Origin of the sequence: Candidatus Thermodiscus eudorianus (assembly GCA_015521085.1) — an archaeon.
Classification (GTDB): Archaea; Thermoproteota; Thermoprotei_A; order Sulfolobales; family Acidilobaceae; genus Thermodiscus; species Thermodiscus eudorianus.
Genome location: WAOW01000009.1, coordinates 53,918 through 77,415, shown reverse-complemented (window position 1 = coordinate 77,415; position 23,498 = coordinate 53,918). Strand labels below are relative to the sequence as shown.

Annotated in this window: 27 protein-coding genes and 1 tRNA gene; 11 read left to right on the top strand and 17 right to left on the bottom strand. The window is 51.9% G+C overall.

Annotated elements, in window-relative coordinates:
• On the bottom strand, positions 1-1,002 hold a 1,002-nt coding region (locus tag F7C38_07870), incomplete at its 3' end, for a thermosome subunit (protein ID MCE4601454.1).
• A gap of 145 nt (positions 1,003-1,147) precedes the next feature.
• On the opposite strand from F7C38_07870, the gene F7C38_07865 reads away from it, so the two are divergent.
• The 3 genes from F7C38_07865 to F7C38_07855 are packed head-to-tail and all read left to right on the top strand — an operon-like array spanning position 1,148 to position 2,632.
• On the top strand, positions 1,148-1,363 hold the full coding sequence (locus F7C38_07865; protein MCE4601453.1) for a 30S ribosomal protein S17e: 216 nt from the start codon (positions 1,148-1,150) through the stop codon (positions 1,361-1,363).
• Between the two features lie 59 nt (positions 1,364-1,422).
• The gene (locus F7C38_07860) at positions 1,423-2,160 is read left to right on the top strand and encodes a hypothetical protein (protein MCE4601452.1); all 738 of its coding nucleotides are present in this window, start codon (positions 1,423-1,425) and stop codon (positions 2,158-2,160) included.
• The gene (locus F7C38_07855; protein MCE4601451.1) at positions 2,147-2,632 is read left to right on the top strand and encodes a hypothetical protein; all 486 of its coding nucleotides are present in this window, start codon (positions 2,147-2,149) and stop codon (positions 2,630-2,632) included. The genes F7C38_07860 and F7C38_07855 overlap by 14 nt, the downstream gene beginning before the upstream one ends.
• On the opposite strand, the gene F7C38_07850 is transcribed toward F7C38_07855, so the two are convergent.
• The 3 genes from F7C38_07850 to F7C38_07840 all read right to left on the bottom strand — a co-directional run bounded on the left by F7C38_07850 (position 2,624) and on the right by F7C38_07840 (position 5,650).
• Positions 2,624-4,048, bottom strand: a complete 1,425-nt coding sequence (locus tag F7C38_07850; protein MCE4601450.1) for a hypothetical protein — start codon at positions 4,046-4,048, stop codon at positions 2,624-2,626. The genes F7C38_07855 and F7C38_07850 overlap by 9 nt on opposite strands.
• A 167-nt stretch (positions 4,049-4,215) precedes the next feature.
• Positions 4,216-4,947, bottom strand: a complete 732-nt coding sequence (gene sfsA / locus F7C38_07845) for a DNA/RNA nuclease SfsA (GenBank protein MCE4601449.1) — start codon at positions 4,945-4,947, stop codon at positions 4,216-4,218.
• On the bottom strand, positions 4,940-5,650 hold the full coding sequence (locus F7C38_07840; protein MCE4601448.1) for a class I SAM-dependent methyltransferase: 711 nt from the start codon (positions 5,648-5,650) through the stop codon (positions 4,940-4,942). The genes sfsA and F7C38_07840 overlap by 8 nt, the downstream gene beginning before the upstream one ends.
• A 77-nt stretch (positions 5,651-5,727) precedes the next feature.
• Between F7C38_07840 and F7C38_07835 the strand changes: the two genes are divergently transcribed.
• The gene (locus F7C38_07835; GenBank protein MCE4601447.1) at positions 5,728-6,669 is read left to right on the top strand and encodes a tyrosine-type recombinase/integrase; all 942 of its coding nucleotides are present in this window, start codon (positions 5,728-5,730) and stop codon (positions 6,667-6,669) included.
• On the opposite strand, the gene F7C38_07830 is transcribed toward F7C38_07835, so the two are convergent.
• Both F7C38_07830 and F7C38_07825 read right to left on the bottom strand, forming a co-directional pair.
• Entirely contained in the window at positions 6,641-7,738 is a 1,098-nt protein-coding gene (locus F7C38_07830; GenBank protein ID MCE4601446.1) for a hypothetical protein, read from the bottom strand. The genes F7C38_07835 and F7C38_07830 overlap by 29 nt on opposite strands.
• A gap of 54 nt (positions 7,739-7,792) precedes the next feature.
• A complete protein-coding gene (locus F7C38_07825) occupies positions 7,793-8,827 on the bottom strand; it encodes an acyl-CoA/acyl-ACP dehydrogenase (GenBank protein MCE4601445.1) in 1,035 nt (344 codons plus the stop codon).
• An 83-nt stretch (positions 8,828-8,910) separates the two neighbouring features.
• Here F7C38_07825 and F7C38_07820 point away from each other — a divergent pair.
• Positions 8,911-8,998: transfer RNA gene (locus F7C38_07820), tRNA-Leu, on the top strand.
• 358 nt (positions 8,999-9,356) lie between these two features.
• Here the strand turns inward: F7C38_07820 and F7C38_07815 are convergent.
• From F7C38_07815 to F7C38_07805, 3 genes are all read right to left on the bottom strand, one after another.
• On the bottom strand, positions 9,357-10,481 hold the full coding sequence (locus tag F7C38_07815) for a Xaa-Pro peptidase family protein (protein MCE4601444.1): 1,125 nt from the start codon (positions 10,479-10,481) through the stop codon (positions 9,357-9,359).
• 191 nt (positions 10,482-10,672) lie between these two features.
• Positions 10,673-10,861: a 50S ribosomal protein L37e gene (locus F7C38_07810; protein MCE4601443.1), complete on the bottom strand. Its 189-nt coding sequence runs from the start codon at positions 10,859-10,861 to the stop codon at positions 10,673-10,675.
• Between the two features lie 18 nt (positions 10,862-10,879).
• The gene (locus tag F7C38_07805) at positions 10,880-11,104 is read right to left on the bottom strand and encodes an RNA-binding protein (GenBank protein ID MCE4601442.1); all 225 of its coding nucleotides are present in this window, start codon (positions 11,102-11,104) and stop codon (positions 10,880-10,882) included.
• A gap of 119 nt (positions 11,105-11,223) precedes the next feature.
• Between F7C38_07805 and F7C38_07800 the strand changes: the two genes are divergently transcribed.
• Complete coding sequence (locus F7C38_07800; protein ID MCE4601441.1) at positions 11,224-11,745, top strand: DUF1947 domain-containing protein; 522 nt, start codon at positions 11,224-11,226, stop codon at positions 11,743-11,745.
• A gap of 34 nt (positions 11,746-11,779) precedes the next feature.
• Here F7C38_07800 and F7C38_07795 read toward each other — a convergent pair whose 3' ends face one another.
• Both F7C38_07795 and psmB read right to left on the bottom strand, forming a co-directional pair.
• Positions 11,780-13,786: a beta-CASP ribonuclease aCPSF1 gene (locus F7C38_07795; GenBank protein MCE4601440.1), complete on the bottom strand. Its 2,007-nt coding sequence runs from the start codon at positions 13,784-13,786 to the stop codon at positions 11,780-11,782.
• A 99-nt stretch (positions 13,787-13,885) separates the two neighbouring features.
• Positions 13,886-14,503: an archaeal proteasome endopeptidase complex subunit beta gene (gene psmB, locus F7C38_07790; protein ID MCE4601439.1), complete on the bottom strand. Its 618-nt coding sequence runs from the start codon at positions 14,501-14,503 to the stop codon at positions 13,886-13,888.
• Between the two features lie 129 nt (positions 14,504-14,632).
• Between psmB and F7C38_07785 the strand changes: the two genes are divergently transcribed.
• Positions 14,633-15,703, top strand: coding sequence for an NAD(P)-dependent glycerol-1-phosphate dehydrogenase (locus tag F7C38_07785; protein ID MCE4601438.1), 1,071 nt, complete (start codon positions 14,633-14,635; stop codon positions 15,701-15,703).
• On the opposite strand, the gene F7C38_07780 is transcribed toward F7C38_07785, so the two are convergent.
• Genes F7C38_07780 through F7C38_07770 form a run of 3 tightly spaced genes read right to left on the bottom strand, consistent with a single transcriptional unit; the run spans position 15,687 to position 17,986 of the window.
• Positions 15,687-16,436 carry a peptidylprolyl isomerase gene (locus tag F7C38_07780; GenBank protein ID MCE4601437.1) on the bottom strand — a complete coding sequence of 250 codons (750 nt, stop codon included), beginning with the start codon at positions 16,434-16,436 and terminating at the stop codon, positions 15,687-15,689. The genes F7C38_07785 and F7C38_07780 overlap by 17 nt on opposite strands.
• Before the next feature lie 3 nt (positions 16,437-16,439).
• Positions 16,440-16,982: a hypothetical protein gene (locus F7C38_07775; GenBank protein ID MCE4601436.1), complete on the bottom strand. Its 543-nt coding sequence runs from the start codon at positions 16,980-16,982 to the stop codon at positions 16,440-16,442.
• Positions 16,979-17,986 carry an RsmB/NOP family class I SAM-dependent RNA methyltransferase gene (locus tag F7C38_07770; GenBank protein ID MCE4601435.1) on the bottom strand — a complete coding sequence of 336 codons (1,008 nt, stop codon included), beginning with the start codon at positions 17,984-17,986 and terminating at the stop codon, positions 16,979-16,981. Before F7C38_07770 ends, F7C38_07775 begins: the two co-directional genes overlap by 4 nt.
• A gap of 96 nt (positions 17,987-18,082) precedes the next feature.
• On the opposite strand from F7C38_07770, the gene F7C38_07765 reads away from it, so the two are divergent.
• Together F7C38_07765 and F7C38_07760 are read left to right on the top strand one after the other, a co-directional pair.
• Positions 18,083-18,613, top strand: a complete 531-nt coding sequence (locus F7C38_07765; GenBank protein MCE4601434.1) for a nicotinamide-nucleotide adenylyltransferase — start codon at positions 18,083-18,085, stop codon at positions 18,611-18,613.
• A 10-nt stretch (positions 18,614-18,623) separates the two neighbouring features.
• Complete coding sequence (locus F7C38_07760) at positions 18,624-19,697, top strand: RNA 3'-terminal phosphate cyclase (protein MCE4601433.1); 1,074 nt, start codon at positions 18,624-18,626, stop codon at positions 19,695-19,697.
• On the opposite strand, the gene F7C38_07755 is transcribed toward F7C38_07760, so the two are convergent.
• Both F7C38_07755 and F7C38_07750 read right to left on the bottom strand, forming a co-directional pair.
• Positions 19,669-20,691: a 50S ribosome-binding GTPase gene (locus F7C38_07755; GenBank protein MCE4601432.1), complete on the bottom strand. Its 1,023-nt coding sequence runs from the start codon at positions 20,689-20,691 to the stop codon at positions 19,669-19,671. The two genes, F7C38_07760 and F7C38_07755, sit on opposite strands and share 29 nt — an antisense overlap.
• Positions 20,672-21,214: a TFIIB-type zinc ribbon-containing protein gene (locus F7C38_07750; GenBank protein ID MCE4601431.1), complete on the bottom strand. Its 543-nt coding sequence runs from the start codon at positions 21,212-21,214 to the stop codon at positions 20,672-20,674. Before F7C38_07750 ends, F7C38_07755 begins: the two co-directional genes overlap by 20 nt.
• Before the next feature lie 177 nt (positions 21,215-21,391).
• Between F7C38_07750 and F7C38_07745 the strand changes: the two genes are divergently transcribed.
• Together F7C38_07745 and F7C38_07740 are read left to right on the top strand one after the other, a co-directional pair.
• On the top strand, positions 21,392-22,009 hold the full coding sequence (locus F7C38_07745) for a proteasome subunit beta (GenBank protein ID MCE4601430.1): 618 nt from the start codon (positions 21,392-21,394) through the stop codon (positions 22,007-22,009).
• Positions 22,010-22,022: 13 nt separating this feature from the next.
• Complete coding sequence (locus tag F7C38_07740; GenBank protein ID MCE4601429.1) at positions 22,023-22,778, top strand: endonuclease V; 756 nt, start codon at positions 22,023-22,025, stop codon at positions 22,776-22,778.
• Here the strand turns inward: F7C38_07740 and F7C38_07735 are convergent.
• A complete protein-coding gene (locus F7C38_07735; protein MCE4601428.1) occupies positions 22,720-23,442 on the bottom strand; it encodes a cytidylyltransferase family protein in 723 nt (240 codons plus the stop codon). The genes F7C38_07740 and F7C38_07735 overlap by 59 nt on opposite strands.
• Positions 23,443-23,498: the final 56 nt, after the last annotated feature.

Here is a 23,498-nt window from a genome sequence, read left to right as displayed (position 1 = left end):
TCCTGTTGCCTTGGCTATTTTTTCTATGTCGCTCCTCTTCACCCTCCTCACAGCCATAATACCCTTCTTAGCGAGGAAGTGCTGAGCAACCTCATCAATACCCTTCTGAGTAACAACAACACTAGCACCAGTAGCAGCAATCCTCTCTACCTTCTCTTGGAGTATCTTCTCTTGCTTCTCTAGTAGTTTCCTTACGAGGTCAGGGCTTGTAATGCTTACCTCCAGGTCTATCTCGGGCTTCTCTATCTCTAAGGGGGCATCCAGTACTGCTATCTTGGCGTTCTTAACAACCCTAGGCATATCAGGGTGGACAACCTCCTTATCAATCACAACACCGCGAACTAGTGTTGTATCGGTTAGGCTTCCACCATGCTTCTTGATTATCTGTATGTTGTTTAGATCGACGTAGAACCTGCCATCCCTCTCCTCGGCTACCGACTTCACGGCCTCTACTGCTATCTCGGCGAAGTATTCCCTGGCTTCCCCTACAGCCTTGCTGCTCAGGCTTGTCAAGGCTATCTTCTTTAGAATATCCTTGTCGTTGATATCGATCTCTTCTGCCATCTCCTCTAGCGTCTCCAGGGCCTTGTGTAGGGCGTCTTTGTATCCCTCTACTATTATGGTTGGATGTATGTTCTGGGCTAGTAGCTTCTCAGCCTCTTTTAGGAGTTCACCCGCGAAGATTACGCTTGTCTTGGTCCCGTCGCCAGCCTCTTCATCCTGGCCCTTCGCTATCTGTACGAGCATTTTAGCAGCGGGGTGTTGTAGGTCTATCTTGTCGAGTATCGTTGCACCGTCGTTGGTTATTGTTATGTCCCCTAGGCTGTCTACTAGCATTTTGTCCATTCCTTTGGGCCCGTAAGTTGTCTTTAGGATCTCTGAGATAGCTCGTACTGCCATGATATTTGCTCTTACTGCTTCGCGCCCGTATGATCTCTGGGTTCCCTCCTTCAGTATAATCACAGGCACTCCCATGGTCTCCATTGGTACTCCTGCTGCCATCTCCTGTCACCTTTTCCCTAGTTCAACTCCGAGAGTCCAAGGGGGTATCACTTCTATATAAACATTACGTCTACCAGGGGCGGGATAACAGGGTTTAGCATTTAAGTATCCCGTAGTAATCCCGCCCATCCAGGGGAGAAGGGATATGGGTAAAGTCCGCACTACGCTGGTGAAGAGGACTGCGAGAAAACTATTGGAGAAGTATCCCGATCTATTTACTGGTGACTTTGAACATAACAAGCGGATGGTATCGCAGTTGATCGAGTATGACAGTAAGAAGCTAAGGAACCAGATAGCCGGGTATATAACGCACCTAGTTAACATAGCCAGGAAGCGGGCCAAGAAAGAGGCCGAAGCGTGAGCCCGCTCCTTCGTTAATAATAGCCTAGAAGCCTCCAGGTTATCTCGGGGTCACTGCCCTTGGCGCGAATAAAGATTAAGTTAATGGCTACTCTAGCCGAGCGCGTAGGCAAGAGGGTTGTCGAGATAGAGGCCTCGAATTGGAGGGAAGCGTTGAAAAGGCTAAGAGAAACTTACAAGGAGCTAGCTGACGCTATAACACCTGAAGGAGACCCTATGCCTAGCTATATGTTGTTCGTAGACGGGGTCGACTATAGACTATACAGCAATAAGGATACTCCTAGAGAGATAGTCATTTTGCCCACGATCCATGGGGGCTCTGATCAGGTCGATATTGAATTAGTAGAATGGAGCAACATTGATGAGGGTGTTGATATAGTTGCCAGTCGCATAAGGGACTCTCATTTCACTCCCGATGTAGTAGTTGGAGTCCTCAGGGGAGGAGTGGTTCCAGCTCGGCTAATTGCCGACAAGCTAGGCGTGGAAGACATGACAGTGATGGAGGTTAAACTCTACAAAGCACCCGGCATTAGAGGGGAGAAGCCGTACCTACGCCAGCCCCCAACTCTATCGCTGACGGACAGAAGAGTGCTTATAGTCGACGATATATCGGACTCCGGCCTTACCCTCCAGCTAGCCGTAGAGGCTGTAAACCTCTACCTGCCCAGAGAAGTTAGAACCGCTACGGTATATATAAAGCCCTGGACAGAGTTCATGCCCGATTACTACGCGTTTACAACGCGTAGCTGGATAGTGTTTCCATGGGAGCGAGGCGAGTTTTCACGTGAACCAGCGTAACCCAGGCCATGGCTGGATAGAGATTCTAGGCTATAGGGTATACATAGGGGCGGTGGGCTTCAAGGGGTCTTCCCGCATAGTTGCAGAGGCTTATAGCTCGATGAGCAGCGAGTGTAAGGAGGAGGCGGTTGTAGCTGGGCTGAAGGGGACTCCGGCCTCTCAATGCGCATTGGCTGTGGCTTTTATCCATGCACTAGAGGGTAGGTTTAGAGGGTCCCGCATCAAGAATTTATCGATCTTGTTTATAATGGAACTTTACGGTTTCCGCCAGGTCAATCAGGTTGTAGAACACGTTAGGGACGTAGACTATATAGCTCTACTCTCTCTCAGGCCCGAATGTATTGAGGAGGGTTACAAGAGGCTACTAGAACTGGGTGTCGAAGGCGAGTATCTGGGATTGAGGGAGTGTGATCCCAGGGAGTTATCGAGGCTAGTGACCAGGTCTGTGAGGCACGGCGTCAGATTAGAGTAGGTGGGAGACGTCTCCAGGCAGTCTGGGGGGTGTTCCAGCTAGTCTTGCAACATCTTCTTCTAGGCTTTTAGTGGCTTGGATTAGACTAGTAAGCGGGTCCCCCTCCATAGTGGCTTGGATTGTAACTCTCTTTCTCTTATCGTGCATGTAGGGTCTAAGCGTTATAAAGCCCTCCTTAACCTCCTTTGCGCCAATGTAAACCATCACTGCTGGTTTTATGGTTGATTCGATTCTTCTAACTTCGCCCGAGAGGCTTGTCTTTGTCGTGAAGAGTAGCCCGCTCCTGTATCCTTCCCCGAGGAGTCTCTTGTGGAGCCTCCGTGAAATCTCCTCGATCTTAGCGTCTACATCTTTATCCCCGGTCTTGATAGCGATAACCGCGTACTGTACTGGTGCTAGGACGAAGGGTAGCCGGCCCTTCATGTAGTCCAGGTATACGCTGAGGAATCTTTCTATCGAGCCCATTAAAGCTCTGTGTATGATGAATACGTTGGCCTCCTCCCCGTAGATCTCGCGTATCGCTTTATATACCTTGAATCTCCTCGGAAGGTTAAAGTCGAACTGTACCGTACCGAGCTGCCATTCCTTTTCTATCCCAGACTCTTCGACCTTCATTACAACGTCTATCTTAGGGCCGTAGAAAGCGGCTTCTCCTTCTCCCGAATAGTACTGTATCCCGTACCGGTCTCGTATTACCTTGGCAGCTTCTTCGAGGGCTTTCTCAGCCGAGCTCCATTCCCGGGGGGTTCCCATGAATTCGTCGCCAATCTTCTCCTTGTCGGATAGGCTGAGTCTTAGGATTATGTTGTCAGCGTTGAACGTCATCTTGAATAGGGTCTCCATCAGCTCCTTCATTTCCTCGAACACTGTTACAATGGTTTGAACGGAGTCTTGCTCCAGGGTTATTATGTGGGCATCGTCTTGCGTGAACGCCCTTACACGCAACAGGCCGTATAGGCTCCCGCTTGGCTCGTACCTGTGTACGCGGCCAGCCTCAAACACCTTAAATGGCAACTTTAGCTTCTGACGGAAGCGGGCTAGATGGCTTAGGAAAATTAGAATGTGGTACGGGCAGTTCATAGGCTTTATAGCGAAGTCGTGATCCTCTATCTTGAACAAGAACATATTTTCCCTGAAGAACTCCAGGTGACCTGATACCTGGTAGAGATAGCTGCTAGCTATAATTGGCGTCTCGGCTAGGAAGTAGCCCCTCCTGGCATGGAACCGAGCTAGTATATCTATCAAGGCATATCTATAGTACCCGCCTCCCAGGCTGAATAAGGGTATCCCGGCTCCACTGAAGGCGGCGTATTCCCTCTCAAACAATGGAACCCTAGATTCCGGTTTTATCACTAGGTCAAGCTCGTAGGCGTAATCCATATGGGTCTTCTGCCTGCTCGAATTGTCCCTGTTCAAACCGCCAACACCAGCACGGCGTCTTCGGGGTTTCTGTGGATCAACCGGGAATTATCCTTTTACTCGGGCTCAGCGAGGGTGACATATGATCATCCCTGCAACCCGTGGTCACAGCCGTCACCACTCATCACGGCCATGTACACGTAGGACACGTCAAACGGTTTAAACTAGACTCCTCTGGCTTCCTCAAGCCATTCCCTGCAAAGGGGAAGACATGGATTGTCCAGTGCCACCTGGCCGCTCCCAGTCATGTATATGGAATAGGCGTGAACGGGCACGCCGTCTCTGAGTGCCTCGGAGAGTGCCTGATAGAGGCGGGGGTCCCCCTCCTTGTATGGTTTAAAACACCTGGCCCCTGGAAACGCGGCAGTGAATATCACAGCAACCCTAGCACCCCTACTAGCTAGTTCCCTAAGGAGCCGGACATGTCTAACACCCCTATCAGTGGGGCAGTCCGGGTACATTGCCTCGTCCCTAGGACCTCTAAGCACTGCGCTCTTAGTCTCCACTAGGACCCTGCCCTGAGGACAATCTAGGAGATAGTCGAACCTGCCCTCAGAGACTCTAGGCTCCCGTGCAACCACCCTACACCCCTTTAAGAAGCATAGAAGGGACCCTCCAATGGCTTCCTCAAAGGCTCGGGATTGTAGCCTGGTATCTATCAAGGCATAGGCGTCCTTGTCTTTCACGGCTACGATCCTGTACTTTAGCCTCCTCCCATTTATTCGTGTAGCTTTACACTTCTTATCCTCGACTAGGTACTCCGTTAGCCTCCCAGTGTTTGTTATATGGGCTAGCGTTCTCTTCCCGTTAATTGATATCTCTCCCACGAATCTATTCAAACGCCTTTTAAACACGCAATCTATAACGTCTACCTCATAGAGTATGACTTTATCCAATTCTCGGCCCCCTAGCGTAGAATATCGCAACGCCTGGCGCCATAGAATACACCTTCGCTTCTTTGAACCTGGCCCTGAGCGCTCCTAACAGGGCGCTACGGGTCAACATCCTATCTATGCTCGCCAGGAAGCTTCTGTAGGTTTTAAGGTATGTCGGGCAAAGGGATATGGCCAGTGCTATAGGCACCATTACCAGTATGTAGAGCTTAATCAAGCCATGCATAAGCCTGTTCTCGTAGCGGTAGAAGTCTAAAATGGCGAGCCTCCCATCGGGTTTTAAGACACGGGCCATCTCGTCCAACGCTTTATGATAGTCTACGGCGTCTCTATAGGAGAACATAGCCGTTATGCCATCCACGCTTGAGTCACTGAAGGGAAGCGACTCGAAGAGACCTCCGAGCCTCACAACGCGAGGGTCCCTCACACGGTTAAGGGATACAGCTAGCATCTCGATAGAGGGGTCGACCAGGGCTAGGACAGAGCCGCCTGTTAACTCCTCTATAATTATTGAGGCAGAGGTACCGGGTCCAGCACCTATGTCGGCGTAGAAACCATCGTCGCTCGCCACTAGCCTGGCCGCCTTTCTCCTCAGTTTGTTGACGAGTCCCAAGCTCATTATCTTGTTAACCTTCTCGTAGCACCCAGCGACAGCCAGCAGTTCTATATCGCTGACTAGTCCCCTCCAGTCTAGTTCCTTCGCCATCCGTGTCACCGCTGTAGTACTAGCCCAACGTACTGATACACAGGCCGATATACTATTATGGTATATGGGGATACCGGTTGCCGAAGATAACAGTCCTACCGCCACCACGCGGGATAAAGCGAAATAGGGCGGGTGAAGCGGTTGAGGCGTTTCTAGACTCGTTAGCCGCCAGCGGAGCTTCCCCCAAGACCGTCAAGTCCTATAGGGCCGCCCTTAAGTCGTTCCTAGACGTCGTTGGTCCTGATACGCCAGTCAACAGTCTCAGTGGTGACGTGTACACGCAATGGCTCTCCAAGTTAAGGAGAAGCAGGGCTCTAAGCAAATCCACCCTACACTATTACAGTATATTCGTTAGGAGGTTCCTACAGTGGCTCGGAATAGTAGACGATATACCAGCGGTGCCTGGCGATTCTAACACTTACTCCCACGCCTTAACGTGGGACCAGGTAGAGGCTCTACTGGCCGCTGCATCCGACCTCAGGGACCTGGCTATGATCTCTCTCCTAGCAGAATCCGGGCTCAGAGCTGGTGAACTCCTAACACTTGCATGGAGCGATGTAGATCTCGTTAAGGGCCTGGTCCGCGTCAAAGGAAAGTATGGTAAGGAAAGGATCGTCCTCTTGGGCCCTGTCTCCAGGGAGGCCCTGGCTAGGCTATACGAGGCTGTTAGACCGCGTCCCTATGAGAGGATCTTTGCAATATCCTACCAGGCCCTCTACAAGAAGCTCAAAAGGCTAGCCATCAAAGCAGGCCTCGACCCCAGCCTAGTTAGGCCCCACGTGCTAAGGCACACCTTTGCTACAGAGGCCCTTAGACGGGGAATGAGCCTACCTGCTCTACAAAGGCTACTCGGGCACTCCGACATCAAGGTTACCCAGAGGTACCTACATCTCGTGACCGAGGACATAGAGAGGGAGTATTCAAAGGCGTTCTTCGGAAGAGACGGACAGTGGATGGATGAACGCCAGATGTACTTCGCGGGCTACACTCCTAGGGGGAGAGCCCGCATACTAGGTTAGCTAGCTTGCCAGCCGGGTCATATGGGAACACGGCCTCCTCTACATAGCCCTGCTTGAACTTCACCAAGAGGCCTGTGGTCTGTGCATTGGCCTTCTCCATAATATTCTCTATCAATGCCCTCTCGGTGTCAGAGGAGAGCCCACCCCCTACTATAACATAGGTCGCCTTACCGGGGCATAGCTTGCTAGCTTTTAACAGGTTCTCCCAGAATATCATGTTGACGGGCCGCTCTTCCTTGATCAAGACAGCGATCAGCCCATTGTCTAGCGAAGCCTCTCTCACGAGATCAGCGGGAACCATGGTTAGGGACCCGTTCTTGAGCTCATAGGTAGCCTCTAAGGTAAATCGTAGATCCGAGGAGTATGGCTGGGTACAGAACCAGTCTCTAGGCGTAGTCACGGTCTCCCAGCCAGTCAGCGTATAGTTCAACGTCAACTGATGCGAGTAGTAGAGTATTTTTCCACCGCCTAGCACTGTAAAGTTTGCTGAGAGCAATAGTCCGTTCTCGGCGTCATAGGCTAGAGTCCCATTTATAGTGTAATCTCCCTTTTCAACGTGCATTGAATAGATATAGGCCTGTCTAGTTCCACCCATCACCTCTATGCTCGTAGTATTCTTCAATTCCAGGTCCACACATAGAGCCGTGTTTACGCCCGAGGGCAGGATTAGTGGTAGGCTGACTTTGCTTTTGCCTAGCATCTCCTTCGGCATAGCGAGGTTTCCGATGGGCACTCTAGCCGGCATTGTCTTATTCTCGCTAGAGACAGTGTAATTACCGTCTATTAAGGGCCAACTAACACTGGTTATGTTTAGCGTGTAAAGCGTTACCTGGGCGGCTTTACCCTCGCTTGTAAGGTATGAGAGGTTGTATACTATCACGCTTCCGGATGCCACGTTTAACGTATAGTTAGTCGCTTCACCTAGTGTTATGTTCGCTAGTGCGTTTCCACTACCCTCACTAGTCGTTCTGTGTTTGTTCGCCCCACCGTGGAGGCCTAGGTATACCAGCACGCCTCCTAGGATGATTACAACAAGTAGCAAAGCTAGTGTAGCGTTTCTGCTCGCCACAGTCCACCTCCGGTTAGGGCCCGGTGCATGGGCTATTATAAATGGCGGAGGCCGCTAAGAGTACATCTTGACTATTCTTGACGCGATGAAGTCAAGCAACACCTCTCTGCTCCCCTCTCCTATATCCAAAACACGGGCGTCGCGCATCAGCCTCTCAGGCCTACTCCACCGGGCAAGCCCCCTCCCCCCCAGGGTCTGTGTGGCCATCCATGTAGCCTTCTGGGCCAGGCTAGCTCCTAGGTTCTTCGCCACCGCTGCTTTGTAGGGATCGACGCCTCCAGTCTCCTCCGCCAGCCTCGCGGTGGAATATACGAGCGCTTCAAGGGCCTCACGCTCCATAGCGATCTCTGCAATCCTCCACCTCAAGCCCTGGTACTCGATTAACCTCTTGCCGAATACGGTCTTTTTCGAGGCGCTTGTTACGGCCATTTCGAGCGAGGCATCGGCTATTCCTAGCGCTATCGCCGCGTAGCCCAGCCTGCCCATGTTTATACCGGTCAGGGCCTCCTTCAAGCCCTTCCCTGGAGTGCCGACGAGTTCCCCGGGTGTGTTGTTGTATACGACTTTCGAACTCCCTGTTCCGCGGAGGCCTAGTAGGTCGAGTACCTCGACCTCTATAGTCTCGTCCTTCTCGGCTAGGTAAAGGGCGGGTCCCTCCCTCCCCCTGGCTAGTACCAGGAAGTACTTGGCGTAGGGTGCGTTGCTCGTGAACATCTTCACCCCATTGATGACCACCCTATTGCCATCTACCTCTTCGGCTACTGTCTTCAGGTTGGCTAGGACATCGCTTCCCCCGCCTGGCTCCGTCATGCTAAAAGCCACTATACCATCTGCAACGTCGAGCCTTCCCGTGTAGATGGATGTGGAGTGTACGAGGACCACATGAGCCATTCCAGGGCTATACCTGCTTATACCACGTACAACCTCAATCACCCCAATAGGCCCAAGGCTCCTGGCGTCGAACACTCCAATCCTGAGGAGCTCCTCTAGCGCCTCGGCCGGGACTAGATTGCTCCTATCGGTCTCCTCAGCGTATTTCGAGGCTATAGCCTCTGCCCTCTCCACAAGTTCTACTCGATCATCCTTCACTCAGAAAGCACCCCTAGCCAGTAGTGGATTGGGAGAGAGTTTTAACTCCTCCCAGGCCATGACCCTTGTATATGGGGGCTAGAGCGGGGGTGCCCGAGCCTGGTCAAAGGGGGCGGGCTCAAGACCCGTTGGCGTAGGCCTGCGTGGGTTCGAATCCCACCCCCCGCACCATGAGGAATCCTTCCCATCCTCTAATGCCGCGTTAAGGCACCCCTGGGTCCTCCGGTTCTCCCCTAAGTGGTCCCAGATTACCCCGGAATACACGCATTACCTCCAATAATGTTCCTCCGCTAGGGAGGCTCCTAGACGTCATTGCTTCTTCCAGGCTCTCCGTCTATCCTGTCCCCGTAATGCGCTCTTCCACCAGCGCTTAATGCTTAAGAGTGTCAGACTGGGTCGTTCCTATATCGCCTGGGGATGAGGTCGCCGATGAACGGCGCTCTGCCCTGAAACGGGTGTTGCGTATGTGGAGGAACGGGTCTAGAGAGGCGGCTGACCCGGTAAAGCCGGTTTTAGATGGAACCTAGTGCTAGGCTGGCAGTAGATGTGGTAGGCTTGTGAGTGTTTTGTATCCTGTTTTCGTCACGGTTACCAGGTCTTCTATCCGTATCCCGTAGAGGCCCGGCAGGTATATTCCTGGCTCGATTGTAACAACCATTCCAGGTTCTAGTACGGTCTTTGAGGCGGGCCTCAGGTAGGGTTCCTCGTGAACCTCTATGCCTACACCGTGGCCTAGCCCGTGGATGAAGTATTTCCCGAGGCCCTCCTTCTTCAGTGCAAGCCGGGCGGCGTTGTCCACGTCTCCAGCTAGTACGCCGGGTCCTAGCACGTCATACGCTGCATTGACGGCGTCGAGCACGGATTCTAGGTGTTTCTGGAACTGGCTGGGGGTTTTCACGCCCCACCAGAATGTCCGGGTTGTATCGCTCCTGTACCCCATGTATACTGCTCCCCAGTCTATCAGGACTGGTCCCTCTACCGTTAGCTTTTCGGTCTTCGGCGTGTGGTGGGGGTAGGCGCTGTTTGCATAGAATGCCACTATGGTTGGGAACGCGGTCTCCCAGCCTCCTCTAGCAAGTATTTCCCTGTAAATCGAACCGGCGATCTCGGCTTCGCTCACGCCCTCCTCTAGGAGTTTCAATGCCTGGGCGAAGGCTTCCTCCGCTATACGTACGGCTTTGCTTATCAGCTCTAACTCTTCATCGCTCTTAACTGCTCTTATCCTCATTATATCCCCGGCTATATTGTCTATTTTTAGTTCGTCAAGGAGAATCCTAGCTATCTGGTGGCTAGATGCCCCGGCATCGGTTGAGGTTCTCCCACCACATTTCTCTAGGAGCCTCGATAGGACCTCTGCCAGGCTGCCTCGAAGAAGCCTATTCCTAGGTATATCGGCGTCTACACCGTTCTCTCCACCGCGTAGGAACGCGTAGACTTCGAGTTCCCTCGGCGCTTGGCTGAGGGCCCTGTGATAGTCTAGGAGCGGTGTTAAGAGTATGTCGCCACAGTCTCTAGAGAGGAGAAGATAGCCTGTGGGGTCCCTCATTCCAGTGGCGTATATGATGTTTGCCCTTGTGGTCAGGAGTAGATTGGCGTAACCCTTCTCCTCTAGGAGGCCTAGGAGCTTCTTTCTATTACCCTTCCAGGGTTCCAACCTAAGGACACCCCAGGTTGCTCAATAGTATTGTACTAAACTTTATGGTATTAGCTCCTCCTGGAGCGCTATCGAGTCTAAGCCATAGTCGGGCACTTGCGGTTCTAATAGCCCAAAACTCGTAGTAGACAGGTGTTATAATGTACGCGTTGTGGAGCTTGTTCCTTGGCATTGCCATACATTGTGAAGCCCTAGACTATCCTGACCCGGTTCACTTTCTTTGTCTGCCATTTGTACCTTCTCATGCGCCTGCTTCTGCCGAAACCGCAGTGGGCACAGTAGCCTTTAGTTACGTTGAATGAGCGCCTGCCACACCGTCTACATACTATATGGGTCTTACTCCTGCCGTGTTTTCCAAAAGACGCTGTCCCCTTCCCCATACCTCATCGCCTCCCACACTAAGGTTTCGCCGGGCTTATGACTATTACGTTGTCTCCCCTCACCAGCACGGTGCCCAATTGCCTGGTCCTCTCGCCTTCTATCTCCTCTGCCTGGCGCAACAGCACGTTTAGGTGGTTGTCGTAGGCCTCTAGTATCCCCTTTAGCATACGGCCTCCCTTTAACTGGACCAGGACGTCGCCCTCGATGAAGTCCTCAAGCACCCTTAGGGTCTCGTTACTCATGCCGCATCCCTCTCAAGCCCAGTAGCCGCAGTATTACCAGGTTGCTTCGCCGGTGTCTAGGCCTTCCACTTACATTATAAAGTGTTCCCTCTAAATATCACCTTCTCCTGGGATGTCAAATGGCTAGAGATAAGGAGACCCCTAAACCCTCCAAGAGATATGCAGCCTCTAAAAAAGAGAGGAAGAGCATCATACGCTACCTCTCCCAGACTCTGGGGCTGGAGGCCAGCGACTCGCTGATAGAACATGTGGAGTTCAAGGACATCCTCATATATGTGGTCGACGGTCTTCCCTGCGTAGTGGAACGTGAAGGAGCCAGGTTCCCCCACCTACTATGCCTGATACAGAGGAGGGCCACAGGAATCCTACCAAGAGTGGTAGTAGATAGGGGGGCTACCAGCGCGGTGGGAAGGGGGGCTGACCTGATGATCCCCGGCATAAGGCGTGTAGAAGGAACCTTCTCTAAGGGCGATATAGTCGTTATAGCTGATGAGGAGACAAACATGCCTGTGGCGATCGGCAAAGCCCTAATGGCGAGTGACGAAATAGAAGAGAAGCTCAGAGGCGTTAGGAAGGGAAAGGCTATCGAAGTCATACACAGGCCGGGGGACGTACTATGGAGACTCGGTAAGGCGCTCTAGAAGAGTTAAGTGGCGTGGAGACCTACTCCCCCTCCTAGTATTGTAGCCCTGCATGCAGCCTGTAGTTCCTCGGGTATAATGTTACGGCTTCAAGATTCTCCGGGATGACTACCTCGGGCGGGTTCTCGAATCCAAACTTCTGCCACTTACTCTTTATTATCCTGCCCAGGGTTAGGAGCGCAGTGGGTTCTCCATGGTTAAGCACTATAGTCCTTGGCTTTGGCGTTATGTGGCGCAGGTAGAGCTGTAGCTCGCTCTGGGTTGCGTGGCCCGTGAACCCCTCTACCCTTACAATCTTCATGTTGACTTTGGTAACCCTTATCCTTCCATCTTCTTGGAAGGCGATCTCCCTCTCCCCGTCTAGGAGCCTCCTTCCCAGGGTTCCTGGGGCTTGGTAGCTTACGAATGCAAGTATATTCTTCTCGTCTTCCGCCATGGATTTGAAGTAGTCGATGACGGGTCCCCCTTGCATCATTCCGCTGGTCGCCAGTATGATCGCTGGCTCGTCGCTATTCACTATCTCGTCGCGTTTCGACTGGCTGTTGACGTACTCTATGTTCTTGGAGAGGAATGGGTTCTCCCCGTTTAGTATGGCCTCCCTTATGGGTCTAGCAAAGTAGTCGACGTAGGCAGTGTATATGGCTGTGACCTCATAGACCATTCCATCAACGTAGACGGGTATCTCGGGGATCCTACCCTCCTTGAGGGCCCTGTTAACCACGACCAGGATCTCCTGTCCTCTCCCCACCGCCATGACCGGTATGAGTATCTTTCCCTTGTTATTGTAGGCTTCGTTTATCAGGTCAATAAGCTCCGCCTCGGCCATATGGCGGGGCTGGGTCTCCGTGGCTCCATAGGTCGACTCTATTATGAGGGTTTCGACTCGGTGGAACTGGTAGCTGGCGGGGGGCAGAAGTCTTGTGCTTGTATCGCCTTTGATCCTGTAGTATTTCAAGTCTCCAGTATAGAGTATATTGTATAGCCCCTGCCCGATGTGCAGGTGTACCAGTGCACTCCCCAGGATGTGGCCAGCGTTGCTAAATGTTAGTTTCGTGTCAGGGGCCACATCGGTTACAACGTTGTAGGGCATCGTGATAGTTCTACTTAGCATGGTGTTTATCTCCTTGTGGGTGAAGGGCGGGTCCCTCCCTTCTCTCTGGGCCAACTGTATGAAATCGGTTAAGACGAGAACCGCAATATCCCTAGTGGGTGCAGTCATGTACACAGGCCCGCGGTAACCATACTTGAAGAGTAATGGAAGCATGCCGACGTGATCCAGGTGCGCGTGACTTATGATGACGGCGTCTAGGTCCTCGATCCTGAACTCTGGCGCGTCGAAGAAGGGGAAAGCCTCGGGCCCCAGGCTCGTAGGCGCCGCGCCCGCGTCTAGGAGGATCTTCGACTCCCCGGTATCGACCAATATAGCGCTTCTACCCACCTCCCCGAAACTGCCTAGCCCAATGATCCTGATCCTCCTTGTGCCAATTAGCGTGTCCCTGAAGATACGTTCCCCTGTGTCGCGCAGCGCCCGCTGACGCTCCTTGGCGTCCATCAGGGACTGTTTATAGATCATTGATAGGGTCTTACTCACCAACATAGGCTTCCTTACAACTACGGGCCTCCATCCCGTCTCGGCGAGTATCCTGTTCTTGAAGGATGCCGACTTATAGGGGATCACGGCAGGGTTCTCAGCGAGTATGGTTACCTCGCCCAGCCTCTCATCGAATTCTATATCGCTAGGAGATATACCGGCTTCCTTAGGCAGGAGTTCGAGAAGATACCTCTTCGTCGCTTCTGGACTCTTCCTACTCCCAGGGTCTGTCCTCAGGACTATCCGCTTCCTAAGCTTCTTGGCTATTTCACTCACTATCTTCTCGTTTTCTAGGATGTACTTTGGCTTCTTCACGTAAACAGCTATCTCGGGCCCCTCGAACTCAATCCTTGTTATCTCGGCTCCGCGCAATGCCTTGTAGATCTCGAAGATTATCTGCCTCCTCAGCTCTTCTCCGCTCACTCTCTCCCGCGTAGTAACCGTTGTCAATCCAACCACCTCGTCGATTCCAACACCGCACTCCTAGGATCCCCTAGCCTGGCTTGCGGCCAGGCCTAGGAGCTAAGGGATGTCACGCCAGGAAATGGCTTACCCGTTAAAGGGTATAAATCTTTCTTCATAGGAGTCCCTGCCTATTATGACGACGTCTATTCCGTCTCCGGTCGCCGAGTCCCTCATTATGGCCGACTTCAAGGCTTTCCTCGCTATATCAATGGCCTCCTCGACAGTTAAACCCTCTCTATAGTTGTCCTCAAGCACACCGTAAGCTATAGGGCTTCCCGATCCTGTGGCCGTGTAGTTGTCCTCGGTTATGCTGCCATAGGGGTCTAGCGTATATAGTCTCGGCTTTACATCGTACCCGCCGACTATCAGTTGAACCATGTAAGGGAACCATTTCGATGAGAATAGGATGTTTGAGAGAAGCGTCGCCAGCCCCCTAATAGATAATTGTACACCATGCGTGAGATAATAGAACCGTGCCTCTTCCCTCAGCAGGTCGGCTAGCGCCTGCGCGTCGGCTACGAGCCCGGAGACGGTCATTGCGGCCCTCTCAGTTATCTTTACTATCTTCTTGACCCTTCTACTGGCTATGAGGGTCCCAGCCGTGGCTCGTTTGTCAGCCGCTAGCACTACATTATCTCCTGCTATTAGACCCACGGTAGTCGTTCCATGTATAGCCTTTGGGCGCGCCTCGTTCTGTGGCATCCTCCACTCCGGGTACACTAGTACACACCCTGCCTCCGGGTAAGTTATGGACTGTCGAGCTTAAAGGGTGTATGTTATTGCTATATCCCCTAGCTGGCTAGTTATTTGGGCCGAGGGAGGTTACAGGGTTTGTACACGGATAACATCCACATAATAGACATCCCAAAGAAAGTGGTCGTAGGCCACGATATACTTGATAGAGCCGATGTGTTCCTTAGAATGGTTTATCCACGCGGGGCGAGAGTGCACCTGGTAACCGGGCCCAACGTCTACTCAAGGTTCTATCCCAGGCTTAGAGCGGCCCTGGAAGGAGCAGGCTTCGAGCTATCCTACTCGATTGCCGATGACGCGAGTGTGGAAACTGCTAGGAGGGTCGCTGAAGAGGCTAGAGAGATAGATGCAGATGTGATCATAGGCTTCGGCGGGGGTAGATCCATTGATCTAGCAAAGTTTGCCGCAAAGGAGTCTGGGAAGAGCTTTGTCAGCATGCCCACAGTAGCGAGCCACGACGGTATAACGAGCCCCTTCGCCAGCCTAAGAGGCTTCGAAAAGCCTATGTCGGTTAAGGCTAAGACGCCCGACTTGATCCTCATCGACGTTGATGTAGTCGCATCGGCACCGAGGAGGTATAATATGGCCGGCTTCGGCGATTTGATAGGCAAATTCACCTCGGTTAGGGACTGGAGGCTCGCCCATAAGCTTCGGGGAGAGTATTATGGAGAGTATTCGGCAAGCCTCGCACTCTTAAGCGCTCGCCATGTCAGTGCATACTACAGAGAGATAGCTCTCGGAACCCGTACAGGCCTCCGCGTCCTATTGGAAGCCCTCGTAAGTAGCGGTGTCGCTATGGGCATAGCAGGCAGTACCAGGCCAGCCAGCGGTAGCGAACACCTATTCGCCCACGCGCTTTCAATGGTAGCAGAGAACAAGCCCCTCCATGGAGAGGCCGTGGGGGTCGGAACTATACTAATGGCGTATCTACATGGGCTCGCTTGGAGGAAGATCAAGAGGCTCCTCAAGAGAGTGGGCCTGCCGGTCACAGCCCGCGAGCTGGGGGTCTCCGAGGACGAGGTTATCAAGGCGCTGGTCATGGCGGCTAGGATAAGACCTGAAAGATATACTATCCTAGGCGAGAGGGGGTTGACCCGGGAAGCAGCCGAGGAGTTAGCTAGGAGGACCGGCGTTATTGAGAGGGTTTAGCCTCTTCCTCTTTACTATTCTCCTCGCCTGTCTTCCCGCCCGTTTCCCTCTTTAGGGGTATTCGAATTGTGAAGACTAGTTCTTCTACCCCGGTTAGTTCGTATACCATCGATAATATAGTTTGTAGGATGCTGTCTAAATCCTTCACAGCTATCACAGAGCCGGGTAGTTCCACGTATGCTTTAGACTCCTCTACCTTAACCTTAACTGATTCCTCTCTAAAGGGCAGATAGCGGAGGACTATGGCTTTAATTTTTTCTTCATCGTTCTCTAGTTTACGTAGGACCTCGATCTCTATCTTCAGGGTCTTCCCTGCCAGGGGATGGTTGAAGTCTATATATGCGAAGCGCTCCGTCACCTTCTTTATAACTCCCTTTCTGCCTTCGACTTCGATCTCCTTCCCAACGGTCGGACGGATTCCGCTTTTACGCAGTGTCTTAACCGGGACCGCTATGACTAGGTCTTTTCTGTAGGGTCCGAAGGCTTCTTCTGGCTCAACTTTTATCTCTCTTTTCTCGCCTGGGTTCATCTCCCTTATAATCTTCTCTATGGGGTCTAGTAGCTTTGTTCTTCCAACAATGACGAATATTGGAGTGTACCGTTTCTCCGGGTCAAAAGCGTTATATTCCCGAGCCACGCTTTCTTTCGTCGTCTCGTATAATACTTCCTTTCCATCCTCTAGAACCTTTATAGTATAGTGGATCTCCACCACGTCGCCATCGCTTAGGGGCACGGCCTAGCCACCTCTCCTCAAGTACCAGCCCATATCCCAGACAGGCTCCACTACCCGCCTAGTCTTTCCCCCTATATTAGCTATCTTCCCGATCCCCCATCCTAGGGCTTCCCCGAGGACGTTAATAACGAGCGACAATCCCCTCCTCCACCTGGCTATCCTCGGCTCCACTACCCGTCTGCCATAGAGGAAGAACTTCTCACCGATGCCATCGACCGCTATGCAATTAATTTCCCCTCTGCACAGTGGAGCCAGGTAATGGGCTAATGGGAGGCTAGGCTTGAACCACGAGCCGGGTTTTATCATCCCAGCGTATAGCCCGAGGGAGTATATTGTCTCTATATCGAGCTTCTCTAGTAATCTATATACTCTGCCGCTGGCCAGGAAGACCTCGTCATAACTAGCTCCGGGCCTCGATATTGCAAAGAGTCTCTTATCCCCTTCAACGAGCTTGCCAAGGGATAGCCCCTGTCCTGCGAGGAACCCGTCGAAGACCGACCAGTAACGCGATCTGGCTGTGTAGAGGATAATGGATGGCTTTTTCATCCTCTACCACCTGAGACCCTCAATTTACAGAGGAAGAAGCCCTCGGTATCGTGTATATGAGGCCAGAAACGACCGCAGTATCTAACTCTGTCGTCGAGGGGTATCCCCAGGTATTCCGTTATACCCTCCGAGGCTATAGTATTGTGCGGGACTACCTCAACGAAATCATACTTCTCAAGTACATAGTCGACGACTAGCTCGCCTTCTTCTGGGGCAAGCGTACAAGCGCTATACATTATTACACCGCCGTTTTCCCTAAGGAGCTTGATGGCCCGCTCTAGCATGCCTATCTGGACGCCGTGTATGTATACCAGGTCATCGACTCCCCGGGACTTCTTACGGGCCGGGTCCTTCCTGATCACGCCTTCGCCTGTACTTGGCGCGTCGACTAGAACTCGGTTAGGCTTGGGTAGCTTTACTCGTAGCGAGTCGCCTTTCACAATGATATAGTTATTAAATCTCATCCGTTGAAGGTTTGATCTGAGGCTCTTTATCCTTTTAGGGCTCTTTTCGACTGCTACCAGCAATGACTCATCACGCGTCAGCTGGAGTATCTGGGTCGATTTACCTCCTGGCGCCGCCGCCATATCAATGACCAGCTCGCCTGGTCTGGGATCGAGCGAGTACACTATGCTCATCGAGGCCGGATCTTGCACGTAGTAGTAGCCCAGGAGGTACTCGTGGGTCCCTCCTATGCTGCCTATCCCGGTTCTGGTCACCTTGAACCCGTGGGGCAGGAAGGGTATCTTCTCTAGAGAGTATCCTTTTTCCTCTAACCTCTCGACGAGATCCTTGCATCTTATTAAGTAATCATTACAGCGTATTGTCTCGGGGATAGGCCTCTCATTAGCCTCAAGCAGTTCGACAGCGCCTTCATAGCCTAGGACGTCTATATACCTCTCAACCATATAGGGTAGATATCCGTATTTCTCGGCCAGCTCTACCGCCTGTCTTCCAGGCTTCTCTCGGAGTTTATTGATTATTTTCGCTAGTTTCGAGTTCATTGCCTCGGTCTCCGTTCTCAGAGGTCATGTGCACGCCACTGGTAAAATAGAATATTTCCCTGGGGCTCGGCCCAATGCCCCTGGGGTGCCGAGTAAATGACTCCAGGGTTTAAACGGCTACTGGTTGTTGGGAGGTTCCAGCCACCGCACATGGGCCACGTCAAGTTGATCGAATACGCTTTAGGGTTGAGCGATGAAGTGGTTGTAGTTGTGGGTTCTGCTCAGGACTCTTTCTCTTTTAAGAACCCGCTCACGGCGGGAGAGAGGATCTATCTGTTGGACAAGGTTCTAAAGAGCAGGCTGGGATCCCGCTACTGTGACGTTAAAATAGTTCCTGTAATGGATATAAACATGAACAAGGTATGGGTGCGCTACCTGGAGATGCTGTTGCCGCCTTTCGAAGGCGTTGTCACTAGGAATCCTCTGGTGAGGGAGTTATTCCTGGACTCTGGTTACAAGGTGGTGGAGCAGCCCATGTATGACAGGCAAGACTGTGAGGGAACTAGGATAAGGGAGAATATCGTGAGAGGTATTAGGTGGGATAGATGTATTCCCGAGGAGATCCGTGAGGATCTTGAGAGGATAGGGTTCGTGAGCAGGCTAGTGGGCTTGGCTGATAAGGACTAGGTGGATCCTATTGAGTAGAGGCGAAGCCATAGTTATCGACGGCTCTATGGGTGAGGGGGGAGGGCAGATACTCAGGACGGCCTTAGCGATTTCCGCTGTGACCGGGAGGCCTGTAAGGGTAGTGAATATCCGGGCCAAGAGGCGGAATCCCGGCTTGAGGCCCCAGCACTTGACGGCGGTCAAGGCACTCGCCGACATAACCCGGGCCCGCGTTAAAGGCGCCTTTGTGGGGAGTATGGAGATAGAGTTCTGGCCTGGTCCGGTTAGAGGGGGCCGGTATACCTTCGACGTGGGGACTGCGGGAAGCGTCTCGTTAGTTTTACAGGCGTTGCTTCCCGCTCTAGCCTATGCTGACTCTCCTGTCTATGTTAGGATTAGTGGGGGGACCGATGTGCCCATGTCACCGTCGATAGATTATATGAGGGAGGTTCTATCCAGCTTGCTGGCCCGGTTCAGTTATCTGATAAGGATTAGGCTCCTTAGGAGAGGGCATTATCCTCGTGGAGGTGGGATTGTCGAGCTAGAGATCGACGAGCCCCCGGGCATGTTGAATCCTGTTGACATAGTGGAGCGGGGCCCGATTAATAGTCTCCGAGGGCGTAGTCATGCGGTGAGGCTGCCTAGGCATGTTGCTGAGAGGCAGGCTAGAGCCGCATCTCGTTTAATAGAGCGTGAGCTTGGTATAGCGCCCGAGATAGAGATAGAGTGGTATAAGCCGGAGAGGGACCCTCATCTAGGGCCTGGTAGTGGAATCACCCTATGGGCTATAACTGAGCGTAGCGTGCTGGGTTCCGACGCTTTAGGCGCGCGTGGCAAGCCTGCTGAGAGGGTTGGCGAGGAGGCTGCTCGTGGGCTTTTGGAGGATCTTAAATTAGGGGCGGCTGTCGACAGGCACGCTTCCGACATGTTACCGGTGTATATGGCGTTGGCTAGAGGAGTTTCACGCTTCACGGGCGCAGTGTTGACTAGTCACGCCATGACTGTATTCAAACTGTTGAAGACGATAATAGATGGTTTTGAATTTAAGGTGGAGGGAGAGTCTCCCTTCAAGGCTGTTATTCACGGGGTTGGTTTGATGAGATGAGGTTTAATCCTATTTTGTGGACTAGGTTTCTTACTTGGTCCGGGTCTAGCGTGGATATTTCGTGGTAGCCTACTATTCTTCCTTTCCCTAGTAAGAGGGAAGCCTTCTCACGTGCTATTTCTAGAAGGTCCTGGTCGGCCTCGTCTATTTTATTTAATGCAAGATATATTTTTTTGTCGGGTGTTATCTTTATTATGTTTGACAGTAGGTTAAATTGGCTGTCTAGGTCCGTGTAGGCCTCTCTACTAACGTCGACCAGGAATAGTATGACTCCGTGTAGCTCTTTCATGGCAGCTACGGCTTTTCTCTCTACGTTGTTCATCTCTTCCATGGGCCTGTCGAGGAGACCCGGCGTATCTATTACCTGGACCTTGTTGTCTCCTATGGTGAAGTGTCCTATGTGTATGTTCTTGGTTGTAAAGGGATAGGACGCGACCTTGGGCTTAGCTCGCGTGGCGTTTCTGACTAGCGTGGATTTACCACTGCTTGGGGGTCCTGCAACTATTATCGTGGGGAGGTATGGATCGATTGTGGGGAGCTTCTGTATGAAGATCACAAGGTCTCTTAAATAGTAGAGTGACCGCCTACACTTTTTGAATAATGATAGTATTCTCCCCCGGCCCTCGCTACCAGTCTTCGCAAGCTCTCTTCTATTCTCGACCGCCATCAATAAGAAGCGGTATTTACTGAAGAGCTTCGCGGCGATTTTCCTACTCTTGCTTATACAGGACAGGGACCTATGGACCTGGTCCCGGTTGAATTCAATCTCTATCAGCCTCCAATAGAAGGGATGCAAGTCGTCTAGGAGCTTGGCCAGTTCACGGACAAAGTCGGTCTTAGCCATTACGATATCGTATGTCCTTTGAAGCGCAGCTTGCTCCTTATCAAAGAGCGTTTTAGCCTTCCTAGGATACTTTGCCTTAATTCTTTCGAGGATCTCCTCGTATGTTGGAACGTGTATATTCTTTGCAACCTCAGCCGGGTTGCTGTACATCTTCACCTTCATCACTCCGAGCGACTCTTCTTATGGCATCTTCTAGGTCGTCTCTGTACTCACGTATTATCCTTTCAAGGGTCTTTAAACTGACTCCGGCTAGCTTAGAGGCGCTTCGCATTGCAGCGTTCTTACTTGCCCCCTCCGATCTCTCAGCCACGTAAATTGCTATGGCTGTTAGTGTTCTAGACTTGAAGGATCTGTTCTTCATTAACTCTGACGTTAGAAAGCCGACTATGTGGTTTAACCTTGGATGGTCTCCCTTGAGGGAGGGGCGGTTCGTGTTATGGCTATTCGCTTTTTTCAGACCCCAGTTTCTAGAGTCGAGTGTAAGGACTTTATAGAATCGGGCTCTGGCTCTATAGTTGCTTGAGAGACTCTCGTAGTAAGGGATTCTCCGATCCCGAGTATAGGTGTCGTCTATAGGGTTTTCTTCGAGGACCGCACCACAGGTGCTACATACTATCTCGCCGGTAAGGGGGTTCAACGCCACTTTCGTGGAGCCGCATATGGGGCACTTCATAGCCGTACTCCCAGCATGTAGTTAGCTTCTAGGTTAGTGAAGGGTTGGTAGGGTGCTGGATGTCTTGGTGGGGGTGAGGGATAATTGGATAGCGTTTATAGCTTCCCGGACATAGTATTATAACACCTCTTTATTTCGTCTCTATTGGATGGCTGTGTCTGGTGCGGGTGCATAGAGGTGTCTAGCTACTTTGGAGCGACCAGCGTTGGGGTTAAGGCTAAGAACGGCGTTGTATTAGCAACTGATCGGAGGATGTCCTATGGGACCTTTATAATGAGTAAGAACGCCAAGAAGATCTATTTAGTAAACGATAATGTGGGCATAGCTTTCGCGGGCCTCTATGGCGATATAAGCGGCCTCATGCGGTTTCTAGAAGCGGACATAAGGAGTTATGCTATTACGACTGGTAATAGGCCGACGGTATTAACAATAGCTAAAAGGCTATCACTTATAATGTACTCTTATAAAATGCTCCCGTTCTGGGTCGAAACTATAGTAGCGGGCTTGGACCCGGACGGCCGGGCGAGGCTATATGTCCTAGACTCTCTAGGGTCTATAACCGAGGAGCCCTACGCAGCAGTGGGTAGCGGTGCGACGGTGGCCTTCGGATATCTTGAGGCCAACTATAGAAACGATATAAACCTAGATGAGGCAGAGAAGATCGCTGAGAAGGCCGTGAGGACCGCTATAATTAGAGATGCTGGTAGCGGCGATGGAATCGACATAGTGGCTATATCGCCGGAAGGGGTAAGGGAACGAAGAGTGAAACTCCGTATAACCTATCTAGAGGAATAGGCGTAGATAGGGGATGCACGCATCGATAAATTGTAGCGAAACACACGCCAGGTTCTCCCAGGCCAGGGCTAGGAGGGCCCAAGAAGTTCTATCGAGAAAAGTGGTTGTGAGAGATGATTACCGGCAGATTAGGCGTATAGCGGGTTTAGACGTCGCATATGCGGGCAGAGGCGAATACACGACGGGTATAGGCGTCGCCGTCGTCCTTTCATACCCTTCCCTATCACTGATTGACTGCGTAGTGTACGTGTCTAGAGTATGCATACCGTACATCCCGGGTTTACTCGCCTTCAGGGAAATGGCGGTCCTAGCCCCCGCGGTAATCCGGTTAGAGTCCCTCTACAACATAGATCTATACGTTGTTGATGGACATGGAATAGCGCATCCACGTAAACTAGGCATAGCGAGTCACATCGGGGTGGTGCTCGACAAGCCATCAATCGGTGTGGCTAAGAAGAGGCTTTACGGCAGGGAGTCGATAGCGGCGGGAAAACGTGTTCTATTGGATGAAAACGGAGATATAATAGCAGTTATAGTGGAGAGTGGGAGGGGGTCTAGGATCTATGTTAGCCCCGGGAATAAAATAACACCGCTAAGTGCGGCTAAGCTAGTAGCCTCCATGTTGAGGGGCGGGAGGAGGCTCCCCGAGCCCACTAGAATAGCCGATAAGATCTCGAAGACCGTTAAGAGGAAAATTATCTCTAGTGGCATTACCCACGGCTTTTCCAGGTGTTCTGACAGTAGCTTTCACGGCATATCTTTGATATGATATCGCTCGTGCTCTTCATTTCATCCGAGAACTCTAGCTTCGACTTAAATCTAAATACCCTGGGCCTCTTGCCGGTCCTCTCCTGCACTAGCTTAGCTAAAAACTCTGGATCGAAGGACTGATCGGGGCCTAGAACTATCACGTCGGGCTTTATATCCTCTAGAGGCTTGAGTTTATCCTCTAGGTCGCCGAGCCGGGCCTTGTACACATATCTGATGGCGGATACTACCTTAAGGCGGCTCTCCTCGTCTAGTACCGGGACTTTCCCCTTCTCCTTTGCGACATTCTCGTCCCTAGCGATAACTACATGGACCTTACCATGTCTTGCCGCGAAGCGGAATAACTCTATATGGCCTGGGTGTATGATGTCGAAGGTTCCTGCCAGGAAGACCGTAGACTGTTCCCAGGCCGGTGTAGGCCACTTCGGCTCTAGTATACCCATGTACTTGAGCGAGTCAAGTAATCCCTCGGCATAACTGGCAGCTGATAGAGACGTGCTGCAATCCCCCTTCTCAGCGTAGTAGATTGCGTCTTCGGCGTATCTCCTGCTAGCGTCGATTAAGTCATGGTAGCGCTCTGAGACCTCGCGGGGGATCTCATCGATGGTCTCAAGCACTGCCGTGGCATATCTCATCCCTCTATCGCAGCTATCGTCTCCTGTCATTATAGACACCCTTTGGGTAACCTCTCGGAAACCGGTTTTAAGCTAGTTAGGAGCCC